We start from the raw sequence: 15,092 nt of genomic DNA on the forward strand, positions 1-15,092 counted from the left end.
GCGCGGGGTTTTTGTTGGAACCGCGCGAATCCCTGCGCTAGGCCGGTCAAATGCCCGCGATCACCAAATGCGACGTCGCCATCGTCGGCGGCGGCCTTGCCGGAGGATTGCTCGCGCTGGCGCTCGCCAAGAAGCGCCCCCATTGCGACGTCCGCCTGATAGAGGGGGCGCGCAGCATCGGCGGCAATCACTTGTGGTCGTTCTTCGCGAGCGACGTGGCGCCGGCGAACCGCTGGCTCACCGCGCCGCTGATCTGCCATGGCTGGCCGGCTTATGATGTTGCCTTCCCCGCGCATCGCCGGACGCTGAAATCGCCTTATTATTCGATCGAATCCGCCCGGCTCGATGCCGTGGTCCGCGCCGTCATGCCCGAGGGCGCGGTGATGACGCGGCGCAAGGTGCTGGCGGCGAGCAGCAAGGCGGTCGTGTTCGCGGATGGCGACCGGATCGATGCCGGCGGCGTGATCGATTGCCGCGGGGCCGGCGACCTTTCGGCGCTGAAATGCGGCTGGCAGAAATTCTATGGGCGTGAGCTGGCGCTGGGCGAAGCGCACGAAGTCGAGCGGCCGATGATCATGGACGCGACGGTCGAGCAGCTCGACGGCTACCGCTTCGTCTATGCCCTGCCCTTCGCCGCGACGCGGCTGTTCGTCGAGGACACATATTATAGCGACACGCCGGAGCTGGATGTGGACGCATCGCGCGCGCGGCTCGACACCTATGCCGCGATGCACGACTGGCAGGCCGAGCGCGTGGTGCGCGAGGAAGCGGGCTCGCTGCCGGTGGCGATGGGTGGTGATTTCGACGCCTATTGGCAATCGGGGGGCAATAACGTCGCCAAGGCAGGGGTTCGCGCCGGACTGTTTCACCCGTTGACCAGCTACTCGCTGCCCGACGCCGTGCGCACCGCGAGCCTGGTCGCCAGCGCGAGCGACCTGTCCGGCGCGGGGCTGCACACGCTCCTCCACGATTTCGCGCGCGTCACCTGGCGCAAGCGCCGCTTCTACCGGATGCTGGCGGCCATGCTCTTCAAGGCAGCGGAGCCCGCCGAGCGTTATCGCGTGCTCGAGCGCTTCTATCGCCTGAGCCCCGAGCTGATCGGACGCTTCTATTCGGGAAATTCGACGACGTTCGACCGGATCAGGACACTGGCGGGCCGCCCGCCCGTACCGATCGGACGGGCGGTGCGCGCGATGCGGGGGCGAGCATGAAGCGGGCGGCAGTCATCGGAGCAGGTTTCGGCGGGCTCGCGCTTGCCATCCGGCTGCAATCCGCCGGAGTGGACACCACGCTGATCGAGGCGCGCGACAAGCCCGGCGGGCGCGCCTATTTCTGGGAACGCCCAACCGAGGCCGGCACCTTCACCTTCGACGCGGGGCCGACGGTGATCACCGCGCCCGAGGCGCTGGCCGAGCTCTGGAAGATCTCGGGCCACGACATTTCCAAGGACGTGACGCTCAGGCCGGTCACCCCCTTTTACCGCCTGTCCTGGCCCGACGGCGTCGCGTTCGATTATTCGAACGACGACGCCCAGCTCAATGCGGCGATCGCCCAGCTCAATCCCGAGGATGTCGCGGGATATCGCAGATTCCTCGAATATTCGGCCGGGGTGTACGAGCAAGGCTATGTCAAGCTCGGGACCGTGGCTTTCCTCGATTTCAAATCGATGATCGCGGCGGCGCCGTCGCTGATGAAATACCAGGCCTGGCGATCGGTCTATTCGATCGTATCGAGCTTCGTGCAGAACGAGAAGCTGCGCCAGGCGCTGAGCTTTCACACATTGCTGGTCGGCGGCAATCCGATGGCGACCAGCTCGATCTATGCGCTGATCCACAAGCTGGAGCGCGACGGCGGAATATGGTGGGCCGAGGGCGGGACCAACAAGCTGGTCGCCGGCATGGTCCGCCATTTCGAGCGGCTGGGCGGCGTCATGCGGCTGGGCGATCCGGTGACGGCAATCGATACGCTGGGCGACCGGGTTACCGGATTGCGCACCGAGAGCGGGTTCGAACTGAGCGTCGATGCTGTGGCGAGCAATGCCGATATCGTCCACAGCTACCGCGACCTGCTCAAGACTTCGCGGAGCAGCCAGCGAACCGCGCGCAAGCTGCTGGGCAAGAAATATTCGCCTTCGCTGTTCGTGCTGCACCTGGGGCTCAAGGGGACTTTCCCGAGCATCCCGCACCATTCGATCCTGTTCGGGCCGCGCTATCAGGGACTGCTCGCCGACATCTACGATCACGGCGTGCTGAGCGAGGATTTCTCGCTATATCTGCATCACCCGAGCGCGAGCGACGCCAGCATGGCGCCGGAAGGGCACTCGACTTTCTACGCGCTCGCGCCCGTCCCCCATCTCGGCAAGTTCCCTGCGGACTGGAGCGAAGTCGGCCCCGTGCTGGAGGAGCGCATCCTCGACGAGATCCAGCGGCGCCTGATCCCCGATCTGCGCGAGCGGATCGTCACGCGGTTCAGCTATACGCCCACCGATTTCCGCGACGATCTTCGCTCGCATCTCGGCTCGGGCTTCAGCCTGTCGCCGATCCTTACCCAGAGCGCATATTTCCGCGCGCATAATCGCGACGATGCGATTTCGAACCTGTATTTCGTCGGCGCGGGCACGCATCCCGGCGCGGGAATTCCGGGCGTGGTGGGCAGCGCCAAGGCGACCGCTGCGTTGATGCTTGGGGGCGGCAGATGACTGGAGCAAACACTTGAAGCGCATCGCGGTTTATTGCGGATCGGCCACCCCCGCCGACCCGGTCTATGTGGAATGCGCACGCACGGTCGGGCGGCTGTTCGCAGCGCGGGGGATCGGCGTGGTCTATGGCGGCGGCAAGCTGGGGCTGATGGGCGCAGTGGCCGATTCGTGCCTGGAAGCCGGGGGCGAAGTGATCGGAGTGATCCCGACCGCGCTGGTGAATGCCGAAGTCGCGCACCGGGGGCTCACCGAACTCCACGTCGTCGAGACGATGCACGAGCGCAAGGCAGCCTTTACCGAGCTTTCGGACGGCTTTTTGACGATTCCCGGCGGCACCGGCACGATGGACGAATTGTGGGAAGCGATGAGCTGGGCGCAGCTTGGTTATCACGCCAAGCCGGTCGCGCTGTGGAACGTCGCGGGCTTTTATGACGGGCTGCTCGAGTTCGTCGGCAAGATGGGCGAAGTCGGCTTCCTGCGCCCGCAGCATCAGGGGATATTGCTCGCAGATACCGATCTGGAATCCCTGCTGGCGCGCATGCATGCGTTCGAGCCGACCGTACCGATCATCCATATGAAGCGCAGCGACCTGTGAAGGCGTCGCCGGTTCCCGGGCGCGCCGCGATCGTCGCGACGGCGGGGGAGTCGATAGCGCGCGGATCGAAGAGCTTCGCCGCGGCCAGCCGGCTATTCGATCGCAAGACGCGCGAACGCGCCTGGCTGCTTTATGCCTGGTGCCGCGCCTGCGACGACCTCGCCGACGGGCAGGACCATGGGCACGGCATGGCCGCCGTCCTCGATCCGCAGGCCAGGCTGGCGACGATGCGCGCGCGGACGCAGGCCGCACTGAACGGCGAATGGGTCGGCGATCCGGCGTTCGACGCGCTGCGCATCGTGGCGGCCGAAACCGCCATGCCGCACCGCTTCGTGTGGGACGTTATCGAGGGATTTGCACTCGATGCGGACGGCTGGGGGCCGCGGCACGAGCGCGACCTGTATCTTTATTGCTACCATGTCGCCGGCGCCGTGGGCTGCATGATGGCGATCGTGATGGGCGTGCCGCCGGAGGACGAGGACACGCTGGACCGTGCATGCGATCTCGGCATCGCCTTCCAGCTCGCCAATATCGCGCGCGACGTGGAGGAGGACGCCCGCGCCGGGCGCTCCTATCTGCCCGACGAATGGCTGACCGAGATCGACGTGCCGCCGGGGCAGCATATGCGGCCGGCCTTTCGCGCGCGGCTGAGCATGCTGATGCGGCGGCTGGGGGAACGCGCCGAGGAGCATGCCGAAAGTGCGCGAAGGGGCGCCAATGCACTCCCGTTCCGATCGGCCTGGGCCGTGCTCGCGGCGGCCGGAATCTACGGTGATATCGCCAGCAAAGTGATCGCGCGCGGCGATCACGCATGGGATCACCGCGTCACTACGAGCGCAGCGGAAAAGCTCGGCTGGATCGCAAAGGCGGGTTGGCAGGCGGCTGCGCGCCGACGGCTGTTCCCACGACAGGCGCGCCCTGGCCATTTATGGACGCGTCCGCGCGAGAAGCAGGCCGGCTAAATCTCGCTTATTCGGATGGGTGTCAGCGGCCCGCCGAGCGCTTCGGCTGCGCTTCTACCATCCGGGCGCCCTGGCGCTGGCAGGCGGCGGCGATCACCGGATAATCCACGTCGGTGTTTCGGCCGAGCGCTGCGGGAACCGCCTCCTGACAGGCGGCGTAGGACGCATAGCGGACCGGCTCGACGCGCGCCTGCTGGCAGGCGAGATTATCGTCGCTGCAGCCCATGATCGCCAGCACGTAAATTACCTGGTCCATCGTTCGTCCCTTCAAAGGTTAATAACGCGCTGATCGGCTCGCCGTTCCCCCGGGGCGTTGCATCGCGCCCGGGCAAGCCCCAGATCGGGCGGGATGCCTCCCGACACTTCGTCCTCCGCGCCCGAGCGTCCGCTGTTCGGGACGATCCGGCGCTTCCTGCCCTATCTCTGGCCGCGCGATGCGCCGGGATTGCGCGTGCGGATCGTGCTCGCGATGCTGCTCGTGGTCTGTTCGAAGCTGGTGCAGGTCTATGGCGCGCCGTTCGCGCTGCAGGGCGCAATCGACCGGATGGCTAGCGGATCGCGAGACGCCGTGTGGCTCGTGACCGCCTTGGTGGTCGGCTATGCCGCGGCGCGGCTGGGATCGACGATATTCGACAATCTGCGCAACGCCGTGTTCGAGCGCGTCGGGCAGGAAGCGACGCGGCGGCTGGCGGCCGACGTGTTCCGCCATCTCCATGCGCTGTCGCTGCGCTTCCATCTCGAACGGCGCACGGGCGCAGTGACCAAGGTGGTCGAGCGCGGGACCAAGAGCATCGATACGATGCTCTATTTCCTGTTGTTCAACATCGCCCCGACGATCCTGGAGCTGAGCCTGGTGCTCGGCATCTTCTATACGCGTTTTTCGGGCTGGCTGGTCGCGGGAACACTCGCGATGGTGGTGGTCTATATCGCCTTCACCCGCTGGGTGACCGACTGGCGCGCGAAGCTGCGCGAGCGGATGAACGAGCTCGATACCGGGGCGGTGGCGCATGCGGTGGATTCGCTGCTCAATTTCGAGACGGTCAAATATTTCAACGCGGAGGAGCGCGAGGCCAGGCGCTACGAGGATGCCGTCACGGCCTATGCCAAGGCAGCGACGGTGAGCGAAAATTCGCTGGCCTGGCTCAATATCGGGCAGAGCCTGATCACCAATCTGATGATGGCGGCGGGCATGGCGCTGATCGTGCGGGGTTGGTCCAGCGGACAGTTCACGCCAGGCGACGTCGTATTGGTCTCGACGTTGCTCGCCCAGCTGTTTCGCCCGCTCGACCTGCTGGGCATGGTCTATCGCACGATACGCCAGGGCGTGATCGACATGGGATCGATGTTCGACCTGATCGACACCGATGCTGAAGTAAGGGACGCGCCGGGCGCGTTGCCGCTGACGGTCGGCGCGGGGCATGTCCGTTTCGAGGATGTGCGCTTCTCCTACGATCCCGAGCGCGAGATATTGAAGGGCATCGACCTGGACATTCCCGCGGGAAGCACGGTGGCGGTGGTGGGGCCATCGGGGGCGGGCAAATCGACGCTCGCGCGCATTCTCTACCGTTTCTACGACCTGACGGGCGGGCGCGTGACGATCGACGGCCAGGATATCGCGCGGGTGACGCAATCAAGCCTGCGCGCGGCGATCGGCATCGTCCCGCAGGATACGGTGCTGTTCAACGATACGATCGGCTACAATATCGCTTACGGCCGCGAAGGGGCCTCACCCGAGGAAGTCGCGGATGCGGCCCGCAGAGCAGCTATCGCGGGCTTCATACAGTCGCTGCCCGGCGGGTTCGACACGCGCGTGGGCGAGCGCGGATTGAAGCTTTCGGGCGGCGAGAAGCAGCGCGTCGCGATCGCGCGCACGCTGGTAAAGAACCCGCCGATCCTGATCCTCGACGAAGCGACCAGCGCGCTCGACAGCCGCACCGAGGCAGACATCCAGGCGACGCTGGAGGCGATCGAGCTAGGCCGCACGACGATCGTGATCGCGCACCGGCTCTCCACCGTGGTCCATGCCGACCGCATCGTCGTATTGGAAGCCGGCCGCGTCGCCGAGCAGGGCACGCATGTGCAATTGTTGCGCAGACAAGGTTTATATGCGGAGATGTGGGCGCGGCAGGCGCAGGAGCGCGAAGAAGGCGAGCTGGCCGGCGGATAAGGGAGACGCGCGATGATCTGGGTGCTGCTGGGATTCATCGTGCTTGTCGCCGGGCTGGTGGGCTGGTCGGCCTATGTCAGCCGCGGGATCGAGCGGATGATACCCGCCGACGGCCAAAGGCTCGAAGTGGCGTGCGTCGATTTCCATTATCTCGATCTGGGGCCGCGCGACGCGCCGGCAATCGTGATGATCCACGGGATCCTCAGCAACTGGCGCATCTTCACTTATTTCCTCGCGCCGGCGATGGCGCGCGACCACCGGGTAGTGGTGATCGACCGGCCCGGCTGGGGCTATTCGCGGTTGACGGGCAAGCGGCTCGACATCGCGGAACAGGCCGATGCGATTGCCGCGCTGATCGACAGGCTGGGGTTGGAGAGGCCCCTGCTCGTCGGGCATTCGATGGGCGGCGCGGTTGCGCTGGCACTGGCGCTGGCGCATCCGGACAAATTGCGCGGGCTGGCGCTGATCGCGCCCTATACCCAGCCGATCGAGCGGCCGCCGGAGCCGTTCAAGGGCTATGTCGTGCCGGGCCCGCTGCGCGCGGCGGTTGCGTGGACGATCGCGATTCCCATTGCCATGCGCACCGGCAAGGCCAGGACAGTGGAGGTATTCCATCCCGACCCGGTGCCCGAGGATTTCGCAATGCGCGGCGGCGGCGCGCTGGCGATCCGGCCGCAGGGTTTCCAATCGGGCGCCTATGAGATGGGCATGGCCAAGGGCGCGATGGAGCGGCAGGCGCAGCGTTACGGCGAGATCGGAATGCCCGTCGCGATCCTCTATGCGCATGGCGATGCGCTGCTCGATCCCGAGCTCCACGGCACGGACACGGCTTCATCGATCCGGGGCGCGAGCATCGAGATCGTCGAGGGCGGGCATATGCTGCCCGTTACGCATCCCGAGCTGACCGAGGCTTGGCTGCGGCGCGTGCTCGCGGGTTAGGGCCAATCGGCATCTAACTTTTCCCCTCCCTGAAAGGGAGGGGGCAAGGGGTGGGTTTAGCGCCGAACGAGGCTCGATGCCTCGTTCGGCGCTGTTTTAGGTGACGTGTGAGAGTCTTTTGGAGCGCGCAGACGCGCGCACCCACCCCCAACCCCTCCCTTTCAGGGAGGGGAGGAATTTGGCTAATGTCGATCCGGCCCAAGCGACGCAGCGCGGGACTTGCGGCGCGAGCACCGGGCGGGGATAGAGCGGGCGTGAATGCGCTCCAGACCCTGCAAAAGACCTTCGGCTTCCCCGAGTTTCGCGGGGTGCAGACCCAGGTGATCGATCGCGTGCTTGCCGGGCAGCGCACGCTGGCGGTGATGCCGACAGGCGCGGGCAAGTCGCTGACCTATCAATTGCCGGCAGTGATGCTGGAGGGCACTTGCCTGGTCGTCAGTCCGCTGATCGCGCTGATGCACGATCAGTTGCGGGCGGCCGAGGCCGTGGGCATCCGCGCCGCCACGCTGACATCCGCCGACGACAATCGCGACGAGACGGTGGCGCGATTCCGCGCGGGGGAGCTGGACCTGCTCTATGTCGCGCCCGAGCGTGCCTCTGGAGAGGGCTTCCGCAATCTGCTGGGGCAGGCCAGGCTCAGCCTGTTCGCGATCGACGAGGCGCATTGCGTTTCGGAATGGGGGCACGACTTCCGGCCGGACTATCGCCTGTTGCGGCCTTTGCTCGACCGCTTTCCCGAAGTGCCACGCCTCGCGCTGACCGCGACCGCCGACGCGCATACCCGCGACGATATCTGCGAGCAGCTAGGGATTCCCCAGGACGGCATGATCGTCGCCGGGTTCGACCGGCCCAATATCCGCTATCTGATCACCCCGCGCGACAACACGACACGGCAGATCGAGGATCTGCTCGCCGAGCAGCCCGGGCCGGGGATCGTCTATGCCCAGACGCGCGCCGGCGTGGAGAAGCTGGCCGAGAAGCTCTCCAGCAATGGCCGCAAGGTCCTGCCTTATCATGCCGGCCTCGATCCCGATGTGCGGCGGCGCAACCAGGCGGCGTTCGTGGCATCCGAGGACATGGTGATCGTCGCGACGGTCGCATTCGGGATGGGGATCGACAAGCCCGACGTGCGCTTCGTCGCGCATGCCGGGCTGCCCAAATCGATCGAGGCCTATTATCAGGAAACCGGCCGCGCCGGGCGCGACGGCGACCCGGCGGTGGCGCAGCTTTTCTGGGGGGCGGAGGATTTCGCCAAGGCGCGCCAGCGGATCGGCGAAGTCGAGCGCGCGCGGCAGCCCGGCGAGCGAACGCGGCTGACCGCGTTGGGCGCGCTGGTCGAGACCGCAGGATGCCGGCGGCGCATCCTGCTGCGCCATTTCGGGGACACGGACGGCCCGGAGAATTGCGGCAATTGCGACAATTGCCTTGCTCCGCCCAGCGCAGTGGATGCGAGCGTCGTCGCGCAGAAATTCCTTTCCGCGGTGTTCCGCACCGGCATGATGTTCGGCGTCGGCTATGTGGAGAGCATCCTGCTGGGCCAATCCAGCGAACGCAGCCTGATGAACGGGCATGAGAAGCTCTCGGTCTTCGGGATCGCGGACGGCGACGAGGCGGCCCTGATCAAGCCGGTCGCGCGGGCGCTGCTGCTGCACGACGCGCTGCGGGCCAATGCGCATGGCGGGCTGGAGTTCGGTCCTGCCGCCAAGGCGATCATGAAGGGCGAGCAAAGCCTGTCGCTGGTCCTGCCGCCCAAGCGCGAGCGGCGGGCGCGGCGCGGTGGCCCGGCCGGCGCGGCCAATCCCATCGGCGATCCGCTGTTCGAGGCGCTGCGCGCAAGGCGGCGCGAGTTGGCGATGGAAGCGCAGGTGCCGCCTTATGTGATCTTCCACGATTCGGTGCTGCGCGACATGGCGAGCGCGCGGCCCGCGAGCATCGACGCGCTGGGCCGCATCTCGGGCGTTGGCGCGCGCAAGCTGGAGGCTTATGGGGGTGCCTTCCTGCAAGTGATCCGCGAGGCCGCATGATCCGCACCATCGACGACAGCATATCGGTCTCCCCCCAGCTTTCGCCCGCGGACATGCCCGCATTGGCCGCCGCGGGCTTCGGGCTGGTGATCAACAACCGGCCCGATGACGAAGAAGGCGGCCAGCCTGGCGACGCGGAGATGCGCCGCGCTGCCGAGGCCGCGGGCCTGGCCTATCTTTCGATCCCGACGGTGATGGGCGGAATGACTCGCGCGCAGGTGGACGAGATGGCGGCGGCGCTGCAATCGACCGACAGGCCGGTGCTGGCCTTTTGCCGATCGGGGACGCGCTCGTGCAATTTGTGGGCGCTGGCCGAAGCGAGCCGGGGCGGTGACCCCGAAGAGCTGACGGCCAAGGCGGCGACGGCGGGATATGATATCTCGGGCATCCGGCCGGTGCTCGACACATTGTCTAGGCCGAAATGAACCAGCTCTATCTGTTCGGCGGATCGCTTGCCGCGATCCTGATGCTTGCGGGCATGGCGCGGCTGCTCGGGCTCGGCGGGGGCGGCATCGCCGACGAAGCGCAGGCAATGGCCGAGGCGGAGGCGATGCTTTCGGGGTTCGAGGCGATGCGCGCGGTGGTCGGCAGCGACGGGCGTGCCGCGTTGGTGCATGGCGCGGACGGGAGCGTGGCGCTCATCAAGCAGCACGGATCGCAGCTTGCCGCACGGCGATTGGCGAGCCCGGCCATCGAGCCGCGACCGGAAGGATTGCTGGTCCACAGCGGCGAACGACGCTTCGGTTCGGTGCTGGTGCGTAGCTAGTTCCCCTCCCTGCAAGGGAGGGGAGCACATAGTGACACACTGCTGACAGCGATGTAAGCTATTCCCGTGCCCGACCTTCCCGATCCCGTCGACTTCGCCGTGCCGGCCTTCGTGCTGCTGGTGCTCGCCGAGATGGTGGTCGCCTGGGCCAAGGACCGGCGGCGCTATTGCGCGCGCGACACGCTGACTTCCTTGTCGCTGGGGCTTGGCAGCACGGTGGCGGGCCTGATCACCGGCGGCGCGGTCTTCGCGCTGGCGATGTGGCTGTGGCAGTTCCGGCTCTTCGACATCGGCCTCGCCTGGTATTGGTTCGTGATCGCCTTCGTGATCGACGACCTGGCTTATTATGTTTTCCATCGCTCGGCGCACCGGGTGCGCTGGTTCTGGGCGAGCCATGTGATCCATCACAGCTCACAGCACTATAATCTCTCGACCGCGCTCCGGCAGACCTGGACCGGGTTCATCTCCTTGGGCTTCATCTTCCGGATTCCGCTGTTCCTGATCGGCTTCCATCCGGCAATGGTCTTCTTCGTCGCGGGCGTGAACCTGATCTACCAGTTCTGGATCCACACCGAAGTGATCCAGCGCATGCCGCGCTGGTTCGAGGCAGTGATGAACACGCCTTCGCACCACCGCGTGCATCATGCGACCAATGCGCGCTATCTCGACAGGAATTATGCGGGCGTGTTCATCGTCTGGGACAAGATGTTCGGCACTTACACGCCCGAGCGCGACGACGATCGCCCGCGCTATGGGATCGTCAAGGATCTGGGCAGCTTCAACGTGCTGTGGGCGGCGTTTCACGAATGGATCGGGATCGCCAGGGACGTGTGGCATGCTCCGGACTGGAAGTCCCGAATCGGGTATATGGTCAGGCCGCCGGGCTGGAGCCATGACGGAAGCCGCGATACATCCGAGATCATCAAGGCGCGCTGGGAAGCGAAGCAGCGAGAGGGGACAGCGTGGAAGAAGCCGACATCGTCGTCATCGGCGGAGGATCGGGCGGGAGCGCCGCCGCGGGCCGCCTGAGCGAGGGCGGCAAGTACAGCGTCTGCGTGCTCGAAGCCGGCGGGCGCAACACCAGCCTCAAGACGATCATGCCGGGCATGATGCCGTTCCAGGGGCCGGCGACGATTTACCGCTTCGAGACCGTGCCCCAGCCGGGACTGAACGGGCGGCGGGGATACCAGCCGCGCGGGCGCGGGCTGGGCGGCTCCTCCGCGATCAACGCGATGCTCTATGTCCGCGGCCACCGGCAAGACTATGACGAGTGGCGCGATCTCGGCTGCACCGGCTGGGGCTGGGAGGATGTGCTTCCCTATTTCAAGCGCGCCGAACGCAACGTGCGCGGGAGCGACGCATATCACGGCGACAGCGGCCCCCTGTGGGTGAGCGAGCAGGATTTCGCGCATGGCGGCAGCCATGCTTTCGTCGAGGCCGGCGCGGCGCTGCAGATTCCGGTGAACGAGGATTTCAACGGCGCGCGGCAGGACGGCGTGGGCATCTATCAAGTCACGCAGAAAAATGGCGAGCGCTGGACCGCGGCGCGTGCCTATCTGGGCGAGCGGCGCGAGAATTTGACGATCCTGACCGATGCGCTGGTCGAGCGCATCCTGTTCGAGGACGACCGCGTCTGGGGCGTCGCGTATAAGCGCGACGGGCAGGATCGCGAGATCAAGGCGAAGCGCGCCGTGATCCTGGCGGGCGGCGCTTTCCAGACGCCGCAACTGCTGATGCTCTCGGGGATCGGCCCCGCCAAGCACCTGCGCGAAATGGGGCTGGCGGTGCGCGTGGACCGGCCCGAAGTGGGCGAGGGGCTGCAGGACCATATCGATTATGTTGCCGCCTTCGAGACCAAGGGAAGCTATTTCCTAGGCCGCTCGTTGGGGGGCAGCCTCAAGTCGATCGGGTCGCTGCTGCGCTGGCTGCTCACGCGCAAGGGCGTAATGACTTCGCCTTATGCCGAGGCAGGGGGGTTCATCCGGACTCCGCTCGCGGGCGAACGCCCGGACGTGCAGCTCCATTTCCTGATCGCGATCGTCGAGGATCATGGCCGCACCGCGGTCAAAGGGCATGGCTATTCGTGCCACGCCTGCGTGCTGCGGCCCGAAAGCCGCGGGACCGTGAGGCTGCAGTCGCTCGATCCGGCCGCGCCGCCGCTGATCGATCCCGATTTCTTGGGCGATCGGCGCGACGTGGAAGTGCTAAAGCACGGGGTGCGCGCAATGTACCGCATCCTCGAAACTCCTCCGATGACTCGGTTCAAGGGGAAGGACCGCTACCCGATCGACCTGGCCGACGATGCGGCGCTGGAGCGGTTGATCCGAGCGCGCGCGGACACGGTGTACCACCCGGTCGGCACGGCGCGGATGGGATCGGATGCGGGCGCGGTGGTCGATCCGCGGCTGCGGGTGCGCGGAGTGCAGGGGCTGTATATCGCCGACGCATCGGTGATGCCGCGGCTGATCGGCGGCAACACCAATGCGCCGAGCATCATGATCGGCGAGCGCTGCGCCGATTTCGTGCGCGAGGATCTGGGGTAGTTTCAAGGCGGTCGCGCTGCGGCCTGGCGTCCCGCGGGCTTCGCACCCTTTCGGGTCGCGAGGATACGCTTCGCCGCGCCTGCGGTGCGCCGACCAAAAAAATGGGCCGGTGGAGAACCACCGGCCCAGTGTGTCCGCAGGAGGAACTTCGTGCGGGACGCCGCGCGTGCAGCGAGGGAGTGCGCGGCGCCCCTAACTCGTCAGTAATTATAGGCGCGTTCGCCGTGCGCGTTGATGTCGAGCCCTTCGACTTCGACTTCGGCGCTGGGGCGGAGCCCGATGGTGAACTTGAGCAGCAGGAACAGGACCAGTGACACGGTGCCCGTCCAGACGACCGTCAGGCCGACCGCCCAGAGCTGAGTGGTCACCTGGCCGACCAGGTCATAGGCGCCGGCCTTTGCCACGGGCGCGGTGTAATCGATCCAGCCCTGGCCGCCGAACTGCGGCGCCGCGACGATGCCGGTGCCGATCGCGCCGATGATGCCGCCGACGGCGTGGATGCCGAACACATCGAGCGTATCGTCATATTTGAGCAGATTCTTGACCGTGGTGACGAAGAAGAAGCAGCCCGCCGACGCCACCGCACCGAGGATGATCGCGGTGCCGGGGTGGGCGAAACCCGCCGCCGGCGTGATCGCGACCAGGCCGGCAACGACACCAGAAGCGGCTCCCAGCAGCGAAGGCTTGCGGTGCACGACCTGCTCGATGAGCGCCCACATCGCGCCCGCCGCCGCCGTGGCGACCAGCGTGTTGATGAAGGCGAGCGCGCCGAAGGCATTGGCTTCGAGGCCCGAGCCAGCGTTGAAACCGAACCAGCCGATCCACAGCAAGGACGCACCGATCATGGTCATCACCAGCGAGTGCGGCGGCATGGGCTCCGATTTGTAGCCAATGCGCTTGCCGATCACGAGGCAGCCTATCAGTCCCGCGACGCCCGCATTGATGTGCACCACGGTGCCGCCGGCGAAATCGAGCGCGCCCCAGCCCCACATCTTGCCGACATCCGTCGGCGCGGCGTGAAGGAAGTCCGGGCCCGGCCAATACCAGACCATGTGCGCGATCGGGAAATAGGCGAACGTAAGCCACAGCACCGTGAAGATGATCAGCGGAGTGAACTTCACGCGCTCCGCGAACGCCCCGACGATCAGCGCCGGCGTGATGCAGGCGAAGGTCATCTGGAAGATCACGAAGACATATTCGGGCAGATAGACCCCGTTGGAGAAGGTCGCCGCGAAGGTCGTCGGATCGACGCCCTTGAGGAATATCTTGTCTAGGCCGCCGACATATTGCGGGAAGGGGCTGCCGGTCGATGTAAAGGTCATCGAATAGCCCCAGCTGAACCACACCAGGGCCGCGACGCAGACGATCGTCAGCACCTGCATCAGCACCGAGAGCATGTTCTTGGTGCGGACCAGGCCGCCATAGAAGAGCGCGAGCGCGGGCACGGACATCATCAGCACGAGCGCCGATGCGACCAGCATCCAGGCGACATCGCCCTTGTTGACCATTGTCGCATCGGGCGTGAACGCCGCGGGTGCGGCAGTCTCCGCCGCAGCGGGCGCGGCTTCGGCCACGGCGTTCACCGCCGCATTGGCGACGTCGGCGATATTCGCCCAGGCGGGCATTGCAGCGAGCATCGCGACGCCCGCACCCGCGGCCAGTTTCAATCCGTGTTTCATCATTACCCCCTTCACAGCGCCGTCTCGTCGGTCTCGCCGGTGCGGATGCGCACCGCCTGACCCACGTCGAGGACGAAAATCTTGCCGTCGCCGATCGCGCCGGTGCTGGCCGCAGCCTGGATCGCTTCCACGGCGCGGTCCGCCATGTCCGCCCCGCAGACGATCTCGATCTTGATCTTGGGCACCATGTTGGTGCTGTATTCCGCGCCGCGGTAAATCTCGGTCTGGCCCTTTTGCCGGCCGAACCCCTTGACCTCAGTGACGGTCATCCCCGCGATGCCGACGCCCGTCAGCGCCTCGCGGACTTCGTCCAGCTTGAACGGTTTTATGATGGCGATGATGAGCTTCATGTCGCCCCCTCTTGGCGGTTGTCCCGAGGGCAGATCAGCAAGGCTTGTGCCACACGCATGAATCGCGTGATTCGGCAGCCTTGCGCGCAATCAAAGTTTAACGATGCGTAAATTTTTGTGCAGTTTCGAAAGGGTGCCTAAAAATCAGGCACGAATTCGAGTGTCTCGCGAGCCGCAGCATAATCCTCGTCATCGATCATGACGCGGACGGGGATGAGCAGATAACTGCCGTCCGCGATGCTGGCCCCGGCATCGAATACGAAAGACATGATCCCGGCGTCTTCGAGCGCGCCTTGGATGATATAGGCTTCCTGCCGATCGAAGCGGCCGAGTTCAACCAGAGCCATTGCCGCCTCCTTGACGCGCATG

Annotated in this window: 15 protein-coding genes; 11 read left to right on the forward strand and 4 right to left on the reverse strand. The window is 66.1% G+C overall.

The window, feature by feature from the left end; all coding sequences use genetic code 11:
- The first annotated feature begins 50 nt into the window (after positions 1-50).
- The 4 genes from crtY to VF617_RS04525 are packed head-to-tail and all read left to right on the forward strand — an operon-like array spanning position 51 to position 4,255.
- Positions 51-1,211 carry a lycopene beta-cyclase CrtY gene (gene crtY / locus VF617_RS04510; RefSeq protein ID WP_331013660.1) on the forward strand — a complete coding sequence of 387 codons (1,161 nt, stop codon included), beginning with the start codon at positions 51-53 and terminating at the stop codon, positions 1,209-1,211.
- Entirely contained in the window at positions 1,208-2,698 is a 1,491-nt protein-coding gene (locus VF617_RS04515) for a phytoene desaturase (RefSeq protein WP_331013661.1), read from the forward strand. The genes crtY and VF617_RS04515 overlap by 4 nt, the downstream gene beginning before the upstream one ends.
- Positions 2,699-2,711: 13 nt before the next feature.
- The gene (locus VF617_RS04520) at positions 2,712-3,293 is read left to right on the forward strand and encodes a TIGR00730 family Rossman fold protein (RefSeq protein WP_331013662.1); all 582 of its coding nucleotides are present in this window, start codon (positions 2,712-2,714) and stop codon (positions 3,291-3,293) included.
- Positions 3,290-4,255: a phytoene/squalene synthase family protein gene (locus VF617_RS04525; RefSeq protein WP_331013663.1), complete on the forward strand. Its 966-nt coding sequence runs from the start codon at positions 3,290-3,292 to the stop codon at positions 4,253-4,255. Before VF617_RS04520 ends, VF617_RS04525 begins: the two co-directional genes overlap by 4 nt.
- Positions 4,256-4,277: 22 nt before the next feature.
- Here VF617_RS04525 and VF617_RS04530 read toward each other — a convergent pair whose 3' ends face one another.
- Complete coding sequence (locus VF617_RS04530) at positions 4,278-4,511, reverse strand: hypothetical protein (protein ID WP_331013664.1); 234 nt, start codon at positions 4,509-4,511, stop codon at positions 4,278-4,280.
- A gap of 93 nt (positions 4,512-4,604) precedes the next feature.
- Between VF617_RS04530 and VF617_RS04535 the strand changes: the two genes are divergently transcribed.
- From VF617_RS04535 to VF617_RS04565, 7 genes are all read left to right on the forward strand, one after another.
- Positions 4,605-6,422, forward strand: a complete 1,818-nt coding sequence (locus VF617_RS04535) for an ABC transporter ATP-binding protein/permease (RefSeq protein ID WP_331013665.1) — start codon at positions 4,605-4,607, stop codon at positions 6,420-6,422.
- A gap of 12 nt (positions 6,423-6,434) precedes the next feature.
- Entirely contained in the window at positions 6,435-7,361 is a 927-nt protein-coding gene (locus VF617_RS04540; protein ID WP_331013666.1) for an alpha/beta hydrolase, read from the forward strand.
- A gap of 185 nt (positions 7,362-7,546) precedes the next feature.
- Complete coding sequence (recQ, locus tag VF617_RS04545; protein WP_331013667.1) at positions 7,547-9,385, forward strand: DNA helicase RecQ; 1,839 nt, start codon at positions 7,547-7,549, stop codon at positions 9,383-9,385.
- Complete coding sequence (locus VF617_RS04550) at positions 9,382-9,810, forward strand: TIGR01244 family sulfur transferase (protein ID WP_331013668.1); 429 nt, start codon at positions 9,382-9,384, stop codon at positions 9,808-9,810. The genes recQ and VF617_RS04550 overlap by 4 nt, the downstream gene beginning before the upstream one ends.
- Positions 9,807-10,151 (forward strand): hypothetical protein, encoded by a 345-nt coding sequence (locus tag VF617_RS04555; protein ID WP_331013669.1) that lies wholly within the window; start codon positions 9,807-9,809, stop codon positions 10,149-10,151. The genes VF617_RS04550 and VF617_RS04555 overlap by 4 nt, the downstream gene beginning before the upstream one ends.
- Positions 10,152-10,217: 66 nt before the next feature.
- Positions 10,218-11,180, forward strand: a complete 963-nt coding sequence (locus tag VF617_RS04560; protein WP_331013670.1) for a sterol desaturase family protein — start codon at positions 10,218-10,220, stop codon at positions 11,178-11,180.
- On the forward strand, positions 11,114-12,694 hold the full coding sequence (locus VF617_RS04565) for a GMC family oxidoreductase (RefSeq protein ID WP_331013671.1): 1,581 nt from the start codon (positions 11,114-11,116) through the stop codon (positions 12,692-12,694). Before VF617_RS04560 ends, VF617_RS04565 begins: the two co-directional genes overlap by 67 nt.
- A gap of 200 nt (positions 12,695-12,894) precedes the next feature.
- On the opposite strand, the gene VF617_RS04570 is transcribed toward VF617_RS04565, so the two are convergent.
- From VF617_RS04570 to VF617_RS04580, 3 genes are all read right to left on the reverse strand, one after another.
- Complete coding sequence (locus tag VF617_RS04570) at positions 12,895-14,319, reverse strand: ammonium transporter (RefSeq protein ID WP_414713949.1); 1,425 nt, start codon at positions 14,317-14,319, stop codon at positions 12,895-12,897.
- Positions 14,320-14,384: 65 nt separating this feature from the next.
- Positions 14,385-14,723, reverse strand: coding sequence for a P-II family nitrogen regulator (locus VF617_RS04575; protein ID WP_331013673.1), 339 nt, complete (start codon positions 14,721-14,723; stop codon positions 14,385-14,387).
- 137 nt (positions 14,724-14,860) lie between these two features.
- On the reverse strand, positions 14,861-15,070 hold the full coding sequence (locus VF617_RS04580) for a DUF2007 domain-containing protein (protein ID WP_331013674.1): 210 nt from the start codon (positions 15,068-15,070) through the stop codon (positions 14,861-14,863).
- Positions 15,071-15,092 lie beyond the last annotated feature (22 nt).

This window comes from Sphingomonas sp. (assembly GCF_036388215.1).
In the GTDB taxonomy this organism is placed as follows: domain Bacteria; phylum Pseudomonadota; class Alphaproteobacteria; order Sphingomonadales; family Sphingomonadaceae; genus Sphingomonas.